The 17,748-nt window shown below is 38.8% G+C and carries 15 protein-coding genes and 8 tRNA genes; 16 read left to right on the top strand and 7 right to left on the bottom strand.

Annotated elements, in window-relative coordinates:
• Positions 1–129 precede the first annotated feature (129 nt).
• From AC5WOF_RS03250 to AC5WOF_RS03225, 6 genes are all read left to right on the top strand, one after another.
• Complete coding sequence (locus AC5WOF_RS03250; RefSeq protein WP_496048508.1) at positions 130–1,371, top strand: ATP-grasp domain-containing protein; 1,242 nt, start codon at positions 130–132, stop codon at positions 1,369–1,371.
• Positions 1,368–2,573, top strand: a complete 1,206-nt coding sequence (locus AC5WOF_RS03245) for an ATP-grasp domain-containing protein (protein ID WP_496048507.1) — start codon at positions 1,368–1,370, stop codon at positions 2,571–2,573. Before AC5WOF_RS03250 ends, AC5WOF_RS03245 begins: the two co-directional genes overlap by 4 nt.
• Positions 2,574–3,190: 617 nt before the next feature.
• Positions 3,191–3,282: transfer RNA gene (locus AC5WOF_RS03240), tRNA-Ser, on the top strand.
• A gap of 14 nt (positions 3,283–3,296) precedes the next feature.
• Positions 3,297–3,372, top strand: a tRNA-Phe gene (locus AC5WOF_RS03235).
• 19 nt (positions 3,373–3,391) lie between these two features.
• A tRNA-Thr gene (locus tag AC5WOF_RS03230) sits at positions 3,392–3,467 on the top strand.
• 43 nt (positions 3,468–3,510) lie between these two features.
• Positions 3,511–3,584: transfer RNA gene (locus tag AC5WOF_RS03225), tRNA-Trp, on the top strand.
• A 154-nt stretch (positions 3,585–3,738) separates the two neighbouring features.
• On the opposite strand, the gene AC5WOF_RS03220 is transcribed toward AC5WOF_RS03225, so the two are convergent.
• Complete coding sequence (locus AC5WOF_RS03220; RefSeq protein ID WP_496048506.1) at positions 3,739–4,158, bottom strand: YugN family protein; 420 nt, start codon at positions 4,156–4,158, stop codon at positions 3,739–3,741.
• Between the two features lie 177 nt (positions 4,159–4,335).
• On the opposite strand from AC5WOF_RS03220, the gene AC5WOF_RS03215 reads away from it, so the two are divergent.
• The 4 genes from AC5WOF_RS03215 to AC5WOF_RS03200 all read left to right on the top strand — a co-directional run bounded on the left by AC5WOF_RS03215 (position 4,336) and on the right by AC5WOF_RS03200 (position 4,789).
• Positions 4,336–4,409: transfer RNA gene (locus AC5WOF_RS03215), tRNA-Cys, on the top strand.
• A gap of 33 nt (positions 4,410–4,442) precedes the next feature.
• Positions 4,443–4,530: transfer RNA gene (locus AC5WOF_RS03210), tRNA-Leu, on the top strand.
• 64 nt (positions 4,531–4,594) lie between these two features.
• A tRNA-Arg gene (locus AC5WOF_RS03205) sits at positions 4,595–4,671 on the top strand.
• 41 nt (positions 4,672–4,712) lie between these two features.
• Positions 4,713–4,789 (top strand) — tRNA-Arg (locus AC5WOF_RS03200).
• Between the two features lie 131 nt (positions 4,790–4,920).
• Here the strand turns inward: AC5WOF_RS03200 and AC5WOF_RS03195 are convergent.
• Together AC5WOF_RS03195 and mnmA are read right to left on the bottom strand one after the other, a co-directional pair.
• Positions 4,921–5,583: a hypothetical protein gene (locus tag AC5WOF_RS03195; protein WP_496048505.1), complete on the bottom strand. Its 663-nt coding sequence runs from the start codon at positions 5,581–5,583 to the stop codon at positions 4,921–4,923.
• A 225-nt stretch (positions 5,584–5,808) separates the two neighbouring features.
• Positions 5,809–6,900, bottom strand: a complete 1,092-nt coding sequence (gene mnmA, locus AC5WOF_RS03190) for a tRNA 2-thiouridine(34) synthase MnmA (RefSeq protein ID WP_496048504.1) — start codon at positions 6,898–6,900, stop codon at positions 5,809–5,811.
• A 161-nt stretch (positions 6,901–7,061) separates the two neighbouring features.
• Between mnmA and AC5WOF_RS03185 the strand changes: the two genes are divergently transcribed.
• The 3 genes from AC5WOF_RS03185 (at position 7,062) to pepV (ending at position 10,493) form a co-directional block, all read left to right on the top strand.
• Positions 7,062–8,543: a VWA domain-containing protein gene (locus tag AC5WOF_RS03185; protein ID WP_496048503.1), complete on the top strand. Its 1,482-nt coding sequence runs from the start codon at positions 7,062–7,064 to the stop codon at positions 8,541–8,543.
• 6 nt (positions 8,544–8,549) lie between these two features.
• Positions 8,550–8,867 (top strand): hypothetical protein, encoded by a 318-nt coding sequence (locus tag AC5WOF_RS03180; RefSeq protein ID WP_496048502.1) that lies wholly within the window; start codon positions 8,550–8,552, stop codon positions 8,865–8,867.
• Positions 8,868–9,086: 219 nt separating this feature from the next.
• Positions 9,087–10,493: a dipeptidase PepV gene (gene pepV / locus AC5WOF_RS03175; protein WP_496048501.1), complete on the top strand. Its 1,407-nt coding sequence runs from the start codon at positions 9,087–9,089 to the stop codon at positions 10,491–10,493.
• Positions 10,494–10,851: 358 nt separating this feature from the next.
• On the opposite strand, the gene AC5WOF_RS03170 is transcribed toward pepV, so the two are convergent.
• Positions 10,852–11,514 carry a hypothetical protein gene (locus AC5WOF_RS03170; RefSeq protein WP_496048500.1) on the bottom strand — a complete coding sequence of 221 codons (663 nt, stop codon included), beginning with the start codon at positions 11,512–11,514 and terminating at the stop codon, positions 10,852–10,854.
• A gap of 19 nt (positions 11,515–11,533) precedes the next feature.
• Positions 11,534–12,676, bottom strand: a complete 1,143-nt coding sequence (locus tag AC5WOF_RS03165; RefSeq protein ID WP_496048499.1) for a cysteine desulfurase family protein — start codon at positions 12,674–12,676, stop codon at positions 11,534–11,536.
• A gap of 172 nt (positions 12,677–12,848) precedes the next feature.
• Between AC5WOF_RS03165 and nadB the strand changes: the two genes are divergently transcribed.
• From nadB to nadA, 3 genes are read left to right on the top strand one after another with little or no spacing between them, the layout of a single operon-like run.
• Positions 12,849–14,411 (top strand): L-aspartate oxidase, encoded by a 1,563-nt coding sequence (gene nadB, locus AC5WOF_RS03160; protein ID WP_496048498.1) that lies wholly within the window; start codon positions 12,849–12,851, stop codon positions 14,409–14,411.
• Positions 14,377–15,231, top strand: a complete 855-nt coding sequence (nadC, locus tag AC5WOF_RS03155; protein ID WP_496048497.1) for a carboxylating nicotinate-nucleotide diphosphorylase — start codon at positions 14,377–14,379, stop codon at positions 15,229–15,231. Before nadB ends, nadC begins: the two co-directional genes overlap by 35 nt.
• Positions 15,224–16,327 (top strand): quinolinate synthase NadA, encoded by a 1,104-nt coding sequence (nadA, locus tag AC5WOF_RS03150; RefSeq protein WP_496048496.1) that lies wholly within the window; start codon positions 15,224–15,226, stop codon positions 16,325–16,327. Before nadC ends, nadA begins: the two co-directional genes overlap by 8 nt.
• 31 nt (positions 16,328–16,358) lie before the next feature.
• On the opposite strand, the gene AC5WOF_RS03145 is transcribed toward nadA, so the two are convergent.
• Together AC5WOF_RS03145 and AC5WOF_RS03140 are read right to left on the bottom strand one after the other, a co-directional pair.
• A complete protein-coding gene (locus tag AC5WOF_RS03145; RefSeq protein ID WP_496048495.1) occupies positions 16,359–16,877 on the bottom strand; it encodes a hypothetical protein in 519 nt (172 codons plus the stop codon).
• A gap of 140 nt (positions 16,878–17,017) precedes the next feature.
• Positions 17,018–17,572 carry a hypothetical protein gene (locus AC5WOF_RS03140; RefSeq protein WP_496048494.1) on the bottom strand — a complete coding sequence of 185 codons (555 nt, stop codon included), beginning with the start codon at positions 17,570–17,572 and terminating at the stop codon, positions 17,018–17,020.
• Positions 17,573–17,748: the final 176 nt, after the last annotated feature.

The following is a 17,748-nucleotide window of genomic DNA, read 5'->3' as shown; positions in this document are numbered from 1 at the left end:
GTGATTTGATTTTTTTATATCTTCTTTACATAAATTTATTTTTAATAGTAATAAATATCAATATATTAGAGTGTGCAATATGTTAATAATATATATAATTAACTTTATATTAAGAAAGGGGTAGTTTAAATGAGTGTTCTTATTTTAAACAGATTTCCGTATATTTGGAATACTTATAATAATTTTAATGAAATTTCAAATAAGGTTGTTTTTATTAGCGATCAAAAAGTAATGGAGCCATATTTTGTAGATTCATTTGCACACTATGAAGAATTTACTAGCTTTCATAACAATGATGCTGTTTCTTTGCGTGCAATTGATTTGCATGCAACATACCAATTTGAACATATTGTTGCTGTATCAGAGTATGATTTGGTTCGAGCAGCTGAATTAAGAGAACATCTAGGAATTGATGGTCAAAAGGTACACAGTGCAATACAATTTCGCAATAAAATTAGAATGAAAGAAGCCCTGAGAGCGAAATGTCAAAAAATCCGTATTCCAATATTTAAACAAGTGGAAGATATCTTTGATCTCCTTCATTTTATTGATGAAGTTGGCTATCCCATTATTTTGAAGCCGATTGATGGTGCAGGAGCTACAGGAATCACTGTACTACACAACGAGACGGATCTTTTGGAGTTTGCAAAGAGTGGTCTTCATCACAAAATGGACGCAGAACAATTTTTTGAAGGAGAAGAATATCATATTGATGGTGTTATTGAGGATAATGAATTGAAGTTGATATGTGCTTCAAAATATTTAGAGCCAATGTTTCATTATCAGAATCAAACATTCATTTCTGGCAGTTATATGATGCACAATGATAATCCATATAAAAATCAAATAGAAGAAGCGATGGCAGAAGTCATTCGAATATTGGATTTTCCTTCTCATGCAGTATTTCATGGAGAATGTTTGGTAACCTCGACAGGAGAAATTATTTTTATTGAAATTGCATGTCGACCCGGCGGCGGACGTATATCAAAAACAATGGAAGTGGCTTATGGAAAAGATTTATTGCTTGTATCTGCAGAGTTGCAAGCTGGTATTGCTTTTGGGCAAAATTTGCTCGGACAAGCTCCCGCCCGACTGAGTGGTTCAGTGCAGGCGTTGTCAAAAGAGGGGGAATTGGTATCTTTCCCTAAGTGTGAACCGCCAGATTGGGTTTATGAATATATACAAGATGTACCAGAAGGGACATCTTTCAGTGATCCCAAAAATAGTTGTGATTCAGTAGCTTCTTTTGTAGTAATTGGAGAAACAGAAGAAGAAGTAAGGACACGATTACAAAACGTTCTGAAATGGTTTGACACAAATACAATATGGATGGCAGCTGGAAATAGATCAGAAGGAGAAACGAACGAATGACCATACTAATCCTTGAAAATCTACCTTATACCGCCTGTCCCTTAAAACAAGTATTCTCCACTACAACAGAAGAATTAGTCGTTTTGGCCTCTGATCATGTTAAGCATACGTTTGATAGAAAGGATTATCACCATATTGAATTTTTTCCAAATTATATTTCAAACGACCAAGTTATTCTTCGTGCCATTGAATTACATCAGACCTATCATTTTACTTCCGTTATCGCTTTACAAGAATATGATCTAGTAAGAGCAGCAAAACTGAGAGAATATTTAGGTATTCAAGGGCAAAGCGTTGCAAGTGCGATGGAATTTCGCAACAAATGGATCATGAAGCAAAAATTACGAGAGAATGATATTCCAGTTGCAGAGATGACCTTAGCACAAACCGGATTAGATATTTCCCGATTTGCCGATCAGTATGATTATCCGATCGTAGTCAAACCCATTGACGGTCTTGGTTCAGTTTCGACTTATGTTTTGCATCATCGGCAAGAACTAGAAAATTTTTTAGCAAACGAACAACTTTCGGAAGTATTAGTTGAGAAATATATTGATGGGGAATATTTTCATATTGATGGTTGGGTGGAAGACGGGGTCATTCAATTAACTACTGTGTCCAAATATTACAATGCACCACTTGCTTCGAGTTCGATGACATATCTAGGAAGTACGATGTTACATCCTCAAAATCCTTTGAGCCGGCGACTTTCCGCAGGAACCAGAAAAGTATTGGAGATTTTAGACACACCAGCAAATACCACATTTCATGCGGAATGGTTTCATACTCCGAATGATCAAATTATTTTTGGGGAGATTGGCAGCAGGACAGGTGGTGCAAAAGTATCTGACACACATAAACTTGCATACGATGTGTCATTGTTTGATATTCATGCTCAAATTTCTGTTGGACTTCCAGGTCCAGTATTGAAGGAAGAAGTGAAAATGAATCCCTCCCATTTAGCTGGATGGTTATTGGTGAACACTAAATATGGATTATTACATGTGAACTCTACCTTGTTTCCAGAATGGGTGAAAGTGGCCCAAATTACTGGAGAAGATGGAAAGTCATATGATCAAGCGCAATTAAGTGTCGATTCCATCGCTCAATTTGCTTTTGTAGGGAGGAATGAAGAAGAATTGTCGCAGCGGTTGAATCAGCTTATTTCTATTGTTGATGAGACATTTCAATGGGAGAACTAAATATACGCAAAATCCCTGTTTCCAGCAGGGATTTTGTTGAAAAAAATATAAAAATTTGAATCGCAGTATTAGGAATAGTTTGAGATAATTTGTTCAGGTGACTAATTGCTGCTTTATATATAGGAACCAAAAAAACCTAGCCAAATGAATTAGCTAGGTTTTAAAAAGTTATCTACGAAAACACCTTGATCTGGTAACGCCACTGAGCTAGCCCCCGTGGTGGGGGGTCGATTGTGGTAGCGGCTACGCCTACTTAGGCGGCCACAATCACCCCCCACCACGGTAGGGCTAGTATAGTAACGCGGGACCGGATGAAGTATGGGAATCTTACACGCAGATACGGCGTAACACCGTACACAAGAAAGCTAGATAACTTTTAGGTATATGTACACTGTTTGGAATACTAAAAAAATAGTAACATAGAATGTATGTTTTTGCAAATGAAAATATTATGTAGATAAATGCGATGCAAGTAGTGGGAAATGCTTCCACCCCGCTATATAACTAATAAATATTCGTTTTCGAAGCATCATTAAAATAAAATGAAAAAAAGAGTTGACAACAAACCTCATTACAGGTTAAGATAGATCTCGTTCCTGACAAAATCAAAGTGTTTTGGAGAGATGTCCGAGCTGGCCGAAGGAGCACGATTGGAAATCGTGTATACGTCACAAGCGTATCGAGGGTTCGAATCCCTCTCTCTCCGCCATCTTATACATAGATGGCTCGATAGCTCAGTCGGTAGAGCAGAGGACTGAAAATCCTCGTGTCGGCGGTTCGATTCCGTCTCGAGCCACCATTTGAATGTTTTTGAATATGCTGAAATAGCTCAGCTGGTAGAGCAACTGACTTGTAATCAGTAGGTCGCGGGTTCGAATCCTGCTTTCAGCACCACATATCATCATAGCCACCAATCCATTGTTGGTGGCTATGTTATAGGGGCGTAGTTTAATGGTAGAACAGAGGTCTCCAAAACCTCCAGTGTGGGTTCAATTCCTACCGCCCCTGCCAATACAAAAAGCCACTCTGCTTCTTGATGACAGGGTGGCTTTTTTCTGCATGAAAGACAGCTTAGTGACAAGTAATATCTTTTGTGGCGAACCTCTAGAGAAGTTATCTCTAGAGAAAATGGTTTGCGCTTTTTTATAGTTGGATTGTTTTCAACTTATATGTGTAACCCTTCCACTCGATTCACAATCTCTCTGGCCCTGTCTATCCATTTTTGATCAATGGGATGATCTTCTGCTGGGATAGGAGTTGTAAACTGATTCATCATTCCGCTAAAAACACCAGAATCCCCAGTAGGATCACTAGATTCATCTGTGCGAAATTCATGTTTGATTACAAATGGTTTTCCGATTCGAACGAGAGTATCTGGATCTCCGATATCACCTCGCACCGCAAATACAGGAATGCGAAGAAAATACCGGTTTCCATGTTCTTCTTCCCAGTCCAATGGTTTGTCGAAATAACCATGATCATATGCATAGCCGCCGCCTATGTGGAAATCTTCCTCTTCCAACTGATCAGAGAGACTGGCGAATTGTGTTTGTTTGTCTTCGATGGTAGATTCAATTGGTATCATGCTGGACATCCTTTTTTGTTATAGTGTTTGAGGTTTTAGGATTTCTCATTCATCCGAAATAATACAGCGATGAACAATAAAAGTTTAAACATGGCTTTGGGTGGAGTTCAAAATTTTATTATTGACTTTTGGTGGGATTATGTTAGAATATTCAAGTGTCACAAGATTGAGTGTTATGGCGGCATAGCCAAGTGGTAAGGCAGAGGTCTGCAAAACCTTTACCCCCGGTTCAAATCCGGGTGCCGCCTCCATTAAAAACTTTTTGTATAATTCCGCTTGCTTATGCGGGTGTGGCGGAATTGGCAGACGCGCAAGATTCAGGTTCTTGTGGTCATGATGACCGTGGAGGTTCAAATCCTCTCATCCGCACCAAAAAAGTGCTTGACTTTTATGTGTGAAAGAGTTATGATGGATTTCGTTGTTGCAAAATGAATACGGGCTCTTAGCTCAACTGGATAGAGTGTCTGACTACGGATCAGAAGGTTAGGGGTTCGACTCCTCTAGGGCCCGCCATTTTTTCAACAATGAATGATAACGTCTTGCAAAATGAATATGGGCTCTTAGCTCAACTGGATAGAGTGTCTGACTACGGATCAGAAGGTTAGGGGTTCGACTCCTCTAGGGCCCGCCAAACAAAAAGATGAAAGCACATGCTTTCATCTTTTTTGATCTTTCATGCAAGTTGTTAAATATAGTTACTATAAAATTTTGAATCCATTCTTTCAGTTTAATAGAATGGGAAAATGCAGTCCACTAGAGGAGTTATTTTCTTTGGAGAATTTCCCATTCTTTTTGATATTGTTCTGCAAGATTACATTTATTAGAAATGTACTTGCGCAAAGTGGCTGAATATTTATTTTTAAAAGTAGCATTGGATGGGTTAAATTCATATTCTGTTTTTGAATCTTCCATTTCTTTGAAGTAAGTATCACAAGCCAATCTTTTACTATAGGACGAATTTATATTGGTTAAAATAATAAAGTTATCTTCTGCACCGGGAATATACTTGATCATAAATCTTTCACCTTGGTTGGGATAGATATAACCATTCTCAGGGGCTGGATAAATGTTAAAGGCTGTGCTCTCAAATGTTGTTTGGATCGTTTTATTTGCTGTTGTAAGAATCAACAAGTAATAACGTTCAATTGGAATATCATTGTAAGTACTATTTGTCATTTCTGTTTTAGTTACCACTGCCTCAGCTATTTTCCCATTTTTATTCAAAAATACATTATTTAAATCGGTTCCCCAGATCACATTTACAATACCAATTAAGAAAAATAGAACAGAAATGACGACTCCAACAGTGCCCCGCTTGGAGTATTTAAATAATAAGGGAAGTACTATCCCGACGAAGATAAATCCAAAAAGTAAAAAAAATCGATAAGCCACCAAAAAATGAATAATATTTGAGAGAAAGCTCATGTTTCCACACCCTTGTTGTCTGTGTTAGACCAATAAAAAATTGGACTCATCATAAATATAATTTTATTTATTATTAAATTCAATTTTTTATTATTTATATATTTCAATTTTTCATATACATAATTTTTGTATTTGATAAGTCCTAAATTATTTGTAAAAAAGACTTATATTGCGATAATTTCGTTTCCGGCAAATAGACACAAAAAAACAGAGGAGTGACCTCTGTTAAAATGTTTTCTCGATAATTCCACCGCCAAGGCATCGTTCTTTGTCGTAAAAGACAACAGATTGTCCGGGTGTCACGGCCCGCTCTTTTTCGGCATAGTGTACGGTGACAGTGCCGTCACTGTTTGGGGTGACGGTCACAGGTACATCTACTTGGCGGTAGCGAAACTTCGCTGTACAGGTGAAGGGTTCTTGCGGCTGTTCTGCTTGTAACCAGTTGAGATGGCTGGCGGTAAGCCCTGCGGAAAACAGCGCTTCATTATTGTGTCCTTGGGCAACATATAGAATGTTGTTTTTAACGTCTTTTTTTGCTACAAACCATGGTTCCCCTGTACCCGTTTCTGATCCTCCGATACGAAGTCCTTGACGTTGTCCGAGCGTATAGTACATCAATCCATCGTGTTCTCCAATTCGTTTGCCATCCATAGTGTGGATTTCCCCGGGTTTTGCAGGCAAGTATTGGCTGAGGAATTGTCGAAAGTTCTTTTCTCCAATAAAACAAATGCCTGTACTATCTTTTTTCTTAGCAGTTGCTAATCCGGCCTCTTCTGCTATTTTTCGAACTTCTGCTTTTTGTAAGTGTCCTATTGGGAAAAGAACGTGATCGAGCTGTGCACGATGCACCGCATATAAAAAATATGATTGATCTTTTGTAGGGTCTATACCTCGTAATAAAGTAGAGCCTTGTTCACTATGTTCTACCCTTGCATAGTGTCCAGTTGCGATGTAATCTGCGCCTAACTGCTTTGCTTTTTCTTGAAAATCGCCAAATTTGATTTCTCGATTACACATCACATCTGGGTTAGGTGTTCTGCCTGCTTTATATTCATCGAGAAAATATTGGAATACTTTATCTGCGTACTCTTTCTCGAAATTAACGGAGTAATAAGGGATTCCGATTTGAGTAGCCACTCTGCGTACATCTTCGAAATCCTCTGTAGCAGTACAGTGACCAAATTCGTCTGTGTCGTCCCAGTTTTTCATAAACAAACCGACGACATCATATCCTTGTTGTTTGAGCAGGTATGCTGTCACAGAAGAATCTACTCCTCCTGACATTCCTACTACAACACGTATTTTCCTTTTATCCATTTGGTCATCACACATTCTATTTGTTAGTTTTTCTCATTATAAGGCATGTTGCTCTTTCGCGCAAAAATGTGACCATAACAGGTAATCACGCTAAGGATGGTTGTCAAAGCGCAAGTGATCCAGTAAGCTTAGAGAAGCACTGTAGGGTGGTAGGAGGCATTATGAAATTTGTTAAACTTTCCCTTTTAGCTTGTTTTTTATTAGTGACCATAACTGGATGCTCATTGGTTATTGAAAAAATACAACAAGTTACAGGTAATGAAGTAGAGAATGTAAGTGAAAAAAAGACAGATACACGTGATAATGTAAGCGAGGAAAAACAGATATATGAGCAAGAGTTTGTCCCCCCAACTCCTTCACCAATTCTGCGGAATATTTTAGAGGATAAGGGCAAAGGCAGGTATGCAACAGAACCATATAAAGCAGGTAGTGTTGCTGAGGCTCTTAAAGTAATGCCAGAAGGTTTAGCAGAAGATGCAGTATATGCTTACTTGCTTGGTTTGGTAGGTCAAAATTACAAATATGACTTAGAGAGTTTGTCAAGTATGTTAGCTCCCAACTACCAAGCAAAGATCAGAGTATTGTCCTATGGGGAACCCGCGGCTGATTCGAAACCTCCAGCAAAACCTTTAAAACCGACCAATATAGCTGTTTTAGTAGATGCTAGCTCCACTATGGCAAATGAGTATAGAGGAAAATCACGTTATGAATGGGCTAAGCAATTTACTACTACTTATATGAAACAATTGCCTGTAAACGCTAATTTTATGGTTCGTTTTTTTGGTCATGAAGGTGGTCCAAGAAAGAAGGATAAAGAGGTTTCTTGTTCCAAAACGGAATTAGTTTACCAAGGTTATCCCACTCAACCAGCCAAATTGAATAAAAGTTTCAGTAAAGAGAAACCAACAGGCTGGAGTCCGTTAATAGAGGCACTACATAACACGATGAATGATCTGGTGAAAAATCAAAAAGCTAACAACGAAAACATCATCTATGTAATCGCAGATAGTTCGGATACTTGTGGAGCTGATTTGACTCAACAAATCGAGGCTATACGTTCGTCTAAAATGGGTGTAATGGTTAATGTAATTGGTATTGATGTTCCAACGAAAGATGAAAATGAACTCACTCAATTAGCGGAGTCCACAGGTGGAGAGTACCAGCCAATTGAAGATATAATTGATTTGGAGCAAATAGCCCGTGTGCATGCAAATGAAGTAAAACAAGTCAATGAACCTTGGCAAGTGAGATCGATTCAAAAAATGGTCAAGGGATATCAGGTTACTCAGCAGCGTCTTGATCGGAAATATCAATCGATCGTTACAAATTTGAATAATGAACACAAGCGGCTGACGGATGCGAATATACAAATCAAAAACGAAAAGAAAATCAACCCTACAGAATATAACAAGATAAAAGGTTGGATTGATAGTCGTTACGAAGGTGTACTAGGTTTTACAGAACAAAAAATGCACGCCAAAGAAGCAGAGTTAAAGCAGTCGTTTTCAGATGCAATGATAGACATGGATAAAAAATGGAAGCAAAATGAAGTGCAATTGAAACCGTACGAAGGAAAGAAAAAAGGATTGTTAAAGCAAGCGGAAAAAGTTATTCAAGATATTCCGGACAAACCTGAGGAGTAGACAGCTATGAAGTATACATTGCAGCAGGATGAGCGTCTTGGGATTTCAAAGCCAGTTCTTTTTGTAGAATACGATCAATTGAGTGATAACGAACAAGCTAACTTTGAATTATTATGTCAAACGGTCTGTGCCAAAATACCAGAAGCGATTAAAACGTTTGAACAACGATATATGGAGTACTTTGATCAGTTGGATCGGGTAGATGAGACAGGATTTTATGAGCTGATGGGAGAGATGACTGAAATCTCGAGCTGTATCTGTGATTTAAATCTGTTGTACCTTTGGATAGAAGGAAACTTTCTATCGAATAGTGTACATGCTTGATGTGAAAGCTACTTATAGGTAGCTTTATTTTTTCGTTATATTGGAAAGTTTATCGGCTGATAGGTTATACTTAATTTTTAAGTTTTTATTTGTTTATCCATTTTATTTCGACTTCTTCGATGTGAACCTCGAAAGAGTCAAAAGTCGCCTATTTTTGTGTGACAATGTTAAAAAGCGTTACTTGATACATATGGTGTAGTATGACAGGAGGAGTTCATGATGAACTGGATATCAGAGGCAGAATCAAAGAGGGATGTTTTTTTAGATAAATTAGTAGATTTTTTGAAAATTCCAAGCGTTTTAGATGAATCAACAGCAACAGAAGGAGCCCCATTTGGAAAATCGATTAATGATGCATTGCAATTTATGTTGAATCTTGGTCAATCAGATGGTTTCACTGTCAAAAATTTATCCGGTTACGCTGGGCATATTGAATATGGAAGTGGAGAAGAAATTGTTGGGATTCTATCTCATATTGATGTAGTGCCAGCTACCGAAGGTTGGACAACTCCACCATTTTCACCAGATATCCGTAGTGGAAAGCTGTATGCCCGAGGCGCTACAGATGACAAAGGGCCTACATTGGCAGCTTATTTTGCTTTAAAGATCATCAAAGAACTAAACTTACCTGTTTCGAAACGGGTTCGGTTAATCATGGGTACGGATGAAGAAACGCATTGGAGATGTATGGATCATTATTTGTCCCATGAAGAAATGCCTTCTGTAGGATTTACTCCAGATGCAGAATTCCCTATTATCACAGCAGAAAAAGGATTTCTAGATGTACAGTTAGCAAAAGATTGGACAACTGATTCGGTAGAAGACAGTCAGTGGATTTTAGAATCTTTCCAGTCAGGAAGGCGTGTAAATATGGTTCCTGAATATGCCACAGCTATTATTGGTGGGGCAGGAGACGTATTTGAGTTGAAAGAAGCTTACCAACAATTTTTGATGACTCATCGTTTAGAAGGGTATGCCGAAGAAGCAGATGATCATGTCAAATTAGTATTGCATGGTCGAGCACATCACGGCTCCGAACCGGAGAAAGGATTAAGTGCAGCTCTGGAATTGACGAGATTTTTGATCACTCTTCCCCTTGATTCCCATGGTCATCAATATGTACAAATGATCAATGATTGTTTCGTCGATAGTGTTTTCGGTGAAAAATTAGATATGGTGACAGAAGATGATATCGTTGGGAAACTCACTGTCAATGTTGGTGTTTATCGCTATGAACGTCAAAAAGAACAGTTCATTCGTGTCAATATCCGCTACCCTATCCACGCTGATGGGAAACAACTGGGTGAAAAGTTAGATGAAAAATTAGCTGCTTATGGTTTTAAACCGTTGTATACGGATAACAAACCAGGACATTCTTTTGATAACAATCATCCTTTGGTGAAAACGTTAGCGAGAGTTTATGAGGAGCAGACTGGATTGCCTTCTCAATCTTTAGCAGTAGCTGGTGCAACTTATGCCAGAGCATTGAAAAATTGTGTTGCTTATGGTCCTATATTCCCTGGAAAAGTAGAAACAGCGCATCAAACCGATGAGTATATCGAAGTAGATGATCTGATTCGTGCGATGGGGATTTATGCGCAAGCGATATATGAATTAGCAAAATAATTGATACCTCAAAAAGACTTGAACCTCGTGGTTCAAGTCTTTTTTTATGTTTTATTTCATTTGTTTGCAAATTGGGGCGGCGGCATGACTAGTTGGTTAAACTAGCCATGCCGTCGCTATGGAGGGTGATCAACCCTGTTGTCCATTTCCTCCACCGGTTCGCTTCTTTGTTTCGATCTGGTAGTCGGGATCAGTGGCCAAGATGTCGACCATGATATTCTCCCTTCATTCCGAATGGGTCAAATAGTACCTTTCTTGTCGGAGGGGAGCAGTTACACCTCTATTTTATTTAATTTTTTGATAATAATCAAGAGTTTAATTGGGATCGCTTTCATTTTTCTATGAAAAAACCTACTGTCTAAGGAGAAGTAGGCTTTTGGGAAAATAATTGGTACAAATAGGACCCTGAATCTTTTAATTCTTTGGGTAAAGGTTTCTTGATTTTGATTGGGATATCGTTTTTCTTTAAGACGGCGATGAGTTTTAAAAATTGATCTTTTCGATAGAGTGGAGAGTTATAGTTGTTTAAATCAATCGATGTACCATCATCAAAACGAAGCGTAAATAATAGACGTAAATCGTTTTGTGTATAAGTATTTTTATGTTCTTTGATTATGTAATCAAGTTCCAATTGATTGATTTCATGCCATTCTCTCACTTTGGAATCTTCGATATTAAAAAAGGTATTATACTGGATACCGTTTTGAGTAAGTAGTAGATAGTTATCAAATCCGAGCACTGTCAAAGGTCCCATGATGAGATAGAAGATGGAAAATAAAATGAATCGAAGACGGAGCTTTTTGGCATGAAACCGATTATGGATAAAGGACAAAACAAACAAAATCAAAACAAAGAAAAACACAAATGACAGCCCATAAGATAAGTTAGTGCCGATGAGATAAACCTGCTCTGGTTTTTGGTAATTCCACTGCTGGGTTAAGATGTAAAGTACCCACAAAACAGCAGAAATGATAGTGGTGATTAACAGATTACGTGATAACTTTGAGATATTGTTCCACATTTGTCAGATGGAAACCCTCCTAAATAATGGATTTCAAATAATGTGTAATTTTTTTAAGCTCGGATAAAACATAGTCGATATCTTCCTTTGTTGTATCTTTTCCGATCGTAAATCGCAAACTCTGGTAAGCATTATCCAGATCATTTCCCATAGCCATCAATACATGAGAAGGTAAATGCTTTCCAGCACTGCATGCGGAGCCGCTAGATACATAAATTTGTTTTCGATTTAGTTCAAGTAAAATGGCTTGTCCTTCTAATCGCTCGAAGCTCACATTTATGTTATTGGGCAATCGATCAGTTGGATGACCATTGAGTACAACATCTCCTAATTGTTGCAGCCCTCTCCAACAATAGTCGCGAATTTCTTCTTGTCTTGTTTTTTCTGGTGCTAATTCTTCTACAATTAACGAAGCTGCTTTCCCAAAACCTACAATCGCAGGAGTATTGAGTGTACTTGGACGCCAATTTCTCTCTTGACCACCGCCATGTAGAAGAGGTGTAAGTCTTACTCCTTTTCGGACATAGAGGGAACCAATACCTTTTGGTCCATATATTTTATGACTGCCAATCGACAAGAGGTCTACTCCTAATTCTTCGACATCGCAAGGTAATTTTCCAAAAAATTGTACGGCATCTGTATGCAAAAGTATCTCTTTGTCTTTTATCAACTGAGCGATTTGTTTAATAGGTTGAATCGTACCTACTTCATTATTAGCAGCCATCACACTTATCAAAATCGTTTTGGGAGTAATCGCTTGTTCCACATCGAAGACGCTGATTTGTCCAAATTGATCTACAGGAAGATAGGTGACTCCAAAGCCTAATTGTTCTAAATAACGACAAGCTTCTAAGACAGAAGGATGTTCGATTGCAGAGGTAATAATATGGTTACCTCGCTTTTGCTGATAGAGTGATGTGCCAATTATTGCTAAATTATTCGCCTCCGTACCGCTGCTAGTAAAAAGAATTTCCCTTGGCGAAGATGCTCCTATCGCATGAGCAATTTGTTCTCTTGCTGCTTGAATATGAGAATGGGCTTGTCTTCCCATATCGTGTATACTGCCTGGATTTCCGAATACTTCGGAGAAAAAAGGCAGCATGCTGTCTAATACTTCTTTGCGTACAGGGCTTGTGGCTCCATAATCGAGATAAAGAGACATCCTTTTCACCATCCTTTTTTTTGAGACGAAGACTTTTCCTTCATGTTTATCATTATAACGAAAACAAACGTCAGCGGAGATGTGAAATTTTTGTTGACATTATCGCAGATCCTGCGAAAATAAAAGTGATAGATCTGTGAACAAATGTATCTTATGTGAAAGGATGCACGATATGACAGCAAGAGAAACAGATTTCCTAGTTATTGGCAGCGGGATTGCTGGTTTAACTACTGCATTATCGCTTGCACAGCATGGAAATGTGATAATTATCACAAAATCCAGTGAAGAAGCATGCAATTCCTATCGGGCCCAAGGGGGAATTGCGGCAGCAATTGGAGAGGGGGATTCTGCTAGGCTGCATTTGGAGGATACACTGCGCACAGGCGTTGGCCATGCAGATGGTGATTCTGTCGAAATGCTTGTTCAGATGGGACCAGAGATAATTTCGCTGTTAGCAGATTGGGGGACACCGTTTGATCGCAATGAAACGGGATATGCTTTGGCGAAAGAAGGTTCACATAGTAAACCGCGTATTTTACATGTGACAGGAGATGCAACAGGTAAAGGCATCATCGATTCTCTCTTGCTCAAAGCAAATCAGCATCCATCGATTTCGTTTGTTTCTCATACTATGGTAGTAGACCTTATGATGGAGGATGGTGAATGTATTGGTGTCTACGCTGCTGACCTCAATCATGGTACAACGCAATACTTTGCGCACTATGGTGTCGTGTTAGCAACTGGTGGCTGCGGTCAAGTCTATCAGTACACTACCAATGATCTGGTCTCTACGGGAGATGGGCTGGCTATGGCTTACCGTGCTGGAGCAGTTCTCACAGATATGGAATTTGTTCAGTTCCATCCTACTGCACTTCATCTTGACCGAAATCCGATGTTTTTGATTTCGGAAGCAGTTCGTGGAGAGGGAGCTGTGTTAGTAACTGAAGATGAAGTACCCTTTATGAAAAAGTACTCGGATTGGGGAGATTTAGCTCCAAGAGATATTGTATCAAGAGCAATCTATCAGGAAACGATGCATGGCCATCGTGTATATTTGGATGCGAGACAACAAAAAGACAGCTTTGCCAGTCGTTTTCCAACCATTTTTGCTACTTGTAGGGAAGCTGGTATTGACCCGAGAGTAGATCTGATTCCAGTTACTCCTGCTGCCCATTTTGTGATGGGTGGAGTCAAGACAGATCGAAAGGGACGAACCACCATTCCCAGACTTTACGCCTGTGGTGAAGTAGCGTGTACGGGTGTACATGGTGCAAATCGATTAGCGAGCAATTCATTGTTAGAAGGAGCAGTATTTGCTAGAAAGGTAGCTCAGAGTCTATCTTCTTTGCCTAGAAAGACATTTACAGCTTTACAAGGTGCTGATGTATCGTTAAGATTGTGCAATAATAAACAAAATGAAGATCAGTGGAAACAACAGATTCAACAATTAATGTGGAAATATGCGGGAATAACACGGACTAAAGACGAGATGGAGCAAGGGCTAAAAGAATTAAAATCCATTTCATTACAATTGCCATCATCCTGTCTAGAATCCCAAAATATGTTACAAGTTGCACAAGTGATATTACAGTCAGCACTTTGGAGAGAAGAGAGTCGAGGAGGACATTTTCGGTCTGATTATCCCGAAACCATCGAAATCTGGGCTTCTCGACAGTATACAGTGGAGGAGAAACAACTGCATGAATCCCATTCAATTGCGTCAATCCATTCGTGAGATGTTGAACGAAGATATTGGAGCAGGAGATATTACAACCGAATCACTAGTGGAAGCAAACCGCCAAAGTTCAGCTGTATTATTAGCTAAGCAACCGGGTGTTATCGCTGGTTTGCCTATTGTTGCTCTCGTCTTTCAGGAATTAGATCCGCATTTAGAGTTCCAAGCTCAGGTAGCAGATGGTCAGAAAGTCGAAGCCTATCAAAGCCTTGCAGTCTTATCAGGATCGACAAGAGCAATATTGACAGCAGAACGAGTCGCTCTAAATTTACTACAGCGTATGTCTGGAATTGCAACGCTCACACGACAACTAGTAGATCAATTAGAAGGATTAGATTGTCGGGTCTTGGATACCCGCAAAACAACACCAGGCCTTAGACAATTTGAAAAATACGCTGTACGGACAGGTGGCGGAACCAATCACCGCTTTGGACTCAGTCATGGTGTGATGTTGAAAGACAATCATATTGCTTTTGCGGGTAGTTTGCAAAATGCAGTAAAAAAGGTCCAAAAAAGTGTTGGTCATATGGTGCAAATCGAGGTAGAAGCAGATACTTTGGAACAAGTTCAAGAAGCTTTATCACTGCCTATTCATGCTTTGCTGTTGGACAATATGGACGTCGAAACATTGCGCAAAGCTGTAGCAATGATCGATGGAAAAGTATGGACAGAAGCATCAGGTGGAATTACTCCAGATACCATTCGCAGTATTGCAGAAACTGGCGTAAACGCTGTTTCAGTTGGATATCTCACCCATTCAGCAACTGCGTTAGATATTAGCTTGGACTTTGTGGAAGAAGGGATAGAGAATCATGCTTAATATTCAAACTGATTTGCAACTACCAGAAGTGTATCGCGAGATTTCTGATGGAGAACTGGATGAGAGAATAAGAAGAGCAAAAGCAACTCTCGGACGCGACTTGGTGATTCTAGGTCATCACTATCAACGTGATGATGTGATCCAATACGCAGATTTTCGAGGAGATTCCTTGAAATTATCGCAGATTGGTGCAAGAGAGCGGGATGCCAAAGTTATTATTTTCTGTGGTGTTCATTTTATGGCAGAGACTGCCGACACACTTGCTGCTGATGATCAAATTATTGTTCTTCCTGATCTGCAAGCAGGATGTTCGATGGCAGACATGGCAGATATAGAAGATGTGGAAGAAGCTTGGGAGCTATTGGTTGAGCAATTTGGTGATACGATTATCCCTGTAACTTATGTAAATTCAACAGCTGCAATCAAAGCATTTGTTGGGAAACATGGGGGAACTACTTGTACTTCTTCCAATGCAAAAGAAGTGCTCACATGGGCGTATTCACAAAAGAAACGGATCTTGTTTTTACCTGATCAACATTTGGGGAGAAATACGGCTTATGGTCAGCTGAACATTCCTCTGGAGCAAATGGTGATCTGGAATCCACATACTGCAAGGTTAGAAGCAGTTACTGGAGAATTAGATGAGGTACAGATGATTTTATGGAAAGGACATTGCAGCGTTCATCAAAAGTTTACGACAGCACATATCGAACAAGTGCGTAAACGTGATCCCGAAATCAAAGTATTGGTTCATCCTGAATGTTCATTTGAAGTTGTTCAGCAGTCTGATTTTAATGGTTCCACTGATTACATTATCAAAATGATTGAAGCAGCCCCTGTGGGAAGTAAATGGGCTATTGGCACAGAAGTAAACTTAGTTGGGCGTCTTGCTAAGGAACACCCGGATAAACATATTGAATTGCTCAGTACCACGATGTGTCCATGTTTAACGATGAATCGTATTGACCGGCCTCATTTGTTATGGGCATTAGAAAGTGTTGTAGAGGGAAATCCAGTCAATCAAATTGAGGTGGCACCAGAGATCATTCATTGGTCTAAAGTCGCATTGGATCGCATGTTTCAAGCAGGAAAATAAAAAAGTTGGAGGACTATTCCCTCCAACTTTTTCAATCTAAATAATCAGTAGGATTAACTTCTTTCCATTCTATATTGCCTTGCGGAGTGTCGCTATCTAAATCTTTGAAATCTAAAATTTTCCAATCATCGCCTTCTTTGGTAAGGATCATATTCACATATGTGTCTTTATCCTTATTGAACTCATCTACTGCAATTGCATCTTTTGGGATTCGGACGATAATGGAATGACGAGTATCGGATTGGGGATCATTAAGGTTATCTGCAATATAATACGGTTTATTTAATCCTTTTGTCATTCCTTCTTGAATAATTTTGATGATATCGTCCCTATGTTCCGAAGGATTTGCATCAGCATTGGTGGAGATGGTGGAAACTATCTTTTGATATCTTTCCTCAGCAGATGGAGAATCAGATTTAGCATATAATGCATTTATATAGGTAGCAGCGATTTCTTGCGCATCATCTAAACCTCCAAAGCAGCCCGTCGTAAAACTAAAAATCACAAATAAGGAAATAAAAACAAGTCCGTAATGCAATCGTTTTTTCAAATCATACACCTCATGTACGTAATTTTGTCACTTTTTCATTATATATAAAAATACTTATCAAAAGAATAGTTTGCATTTATTCATATACGAAATTATTTATATATCAAAACGACAAAGAGCTGGAATTTTCCAGCTCTTTGTTAATCTAAAAAATCAGTTGGTTTTACTTCTATCCACTTCATTTTATTTTTTTGAATCTTTGCTTTGACCACATCTATGTTTTCTAAATCGATGATCTTCCAACTGTCTGATTCTTTATTTAAGGTTAAAATCGCATAAGATTCCGAATCTGCTTTATTGATTCCGATGACAGCATTCGCCTCTGTAAATGTTCCCTTCGGAAAACGAGCTATGATAGAACGCAGAGTTTCTGTTTGGGGATCATTTGGATTATCCGCTATAAAATATGGTTTGCTTACTCCATTTGTCATAAATTTTTGGATAAACTTCAACATGTTTTTTTTATATTCGGGCTGCAAGAGGTTATTGTCGAACTTATTGGAGACCAGAGAGGACATTGTTTGGTATCGCTCTTCAGCGGAAGGGTCTGTTGATTTGGCAAAATACGAATTTAAAAAGGTTACACTTGTTTTTTGCGCATCATCCAACCCGCTAAATAGAGAACAACCAATAGGAAGACTAGAGATGACAAATAGGGAAAGGAACAATAGGCCATATCTGAGCTTTTTCTTCAAGCGACCCACCTCAAGATGTTAGAGTTAATAGTATCGCTCTTTAGTATAATGCAAAGAATCCTAGTAATCCAAGTAGTCTGTTGGATTTATTTTTGCTGTTCCCTGCGTTCTCTAATGATTTCTCTACCATAGATCGCTAAGATCAACTAAATAAAAGATCTCCATTTATACAATGC

It is taken from the genome of Shimazuella sp. NTD250, assembly GCF_059510375.1.
The sequence above is the reverse complement of the archived record's forward strand: the minus strand, read 5'-3'. Positions and strand labels throughout refer to the sequence as shown.

Excerpts from the sequence above, each read along its gene's own strand:
- AC5WOF_RS03170 (WP_496048500.1), bottom strand. The coding sequence starts at position 11,514 with ATGTGGAACAATATCTCAAAGTTATCACGTAATCTGTTAATCACCACT.
- AC5WOF_RS03250 (WP_496048508.1), top strand. The coding sequence starts at position 130 with ATGAGTGTTCTTATTTTAAACAGATTTCCGTATATTTGGAATACTTAT.
- AC5WOF_RS03180 (WP_496048502.1), top strand. The coding sequence starts at position 8,550 with ATGAAGTATACATTGCAGCAGGATGAGCGTCTTGGGATTTCAAAGCCA.
- AC5WOF_RS03245 (WP_496048507.1), top strand. The coding sequence starts at position 1,368 with ATGACCATACTAATCCTTGAAAATCTACCTTATACCGCCTGTCCCTTA.
- AC5WOF_RS03185 (WP_496048503.1), top strand. The coding sequence starts at position 7,062 with ATGAAATTTGTTAAACTTTCCCTTTTAGCTTGTTTTTTATTAGTGACC.
- AC5WOF_RS03195 (WP_496048505.1), bottom strand. The coding sequence starts at position 5,583 with ATGAGCTTTCTCTCAAATATTATTCATTTTTTGGTGGCTTATCGATTT.
- mnmA (WP_496048504.1), bottom strand. The coding sequence starts at position 6,900 with ATGGATAAAAGGAAAATACGTGTTGTAGTAGGAATGTCAGGAGGAGTA.
- AC5WOF_RS03220 (WP_496048506.1), bottom strand. The coding sequence starts at position 4,158 with ATGATACCAATTGAATCTACCATCGAAGACAAACAAACACAATTCGCC.
- AC5WOF_RS03165 (WP_496048499.1), bottom strand. The coding sequence starts at position 12,676 with ATGTCTCTTTATCTCGATTATGGAGCCACAAGCCCTGTACGCAAAGAA.
- nadB (WP_496048498.1), top strand. The coding sequence starts at position 12,849 with ATGACAGCAAGAGAAACAGATTTCCTAGTTATTGGCAGCGGGATTGCT.
- nadC (WP_496048497.1), top strand. The coding sequence starts at position 14,377 with ATGAATCCCATTCAATTGCGTCAATCCATTCGTGAGATGTTGAACGAA.
- pepV (WP_496048501.1), top strand. The coding sequence starts at position 9,087 with ATGAACTGGATATCAGAGGCAGAATCAAAGAGGGATGTTTTTTTAGAT.
- nadA (WP_496048496.1), top strand. The coding sequence starts at position 15,224 with ATGCTTAATATTCAAACTGATTTGCAACTACCAGAAGTGTATCGCGAG.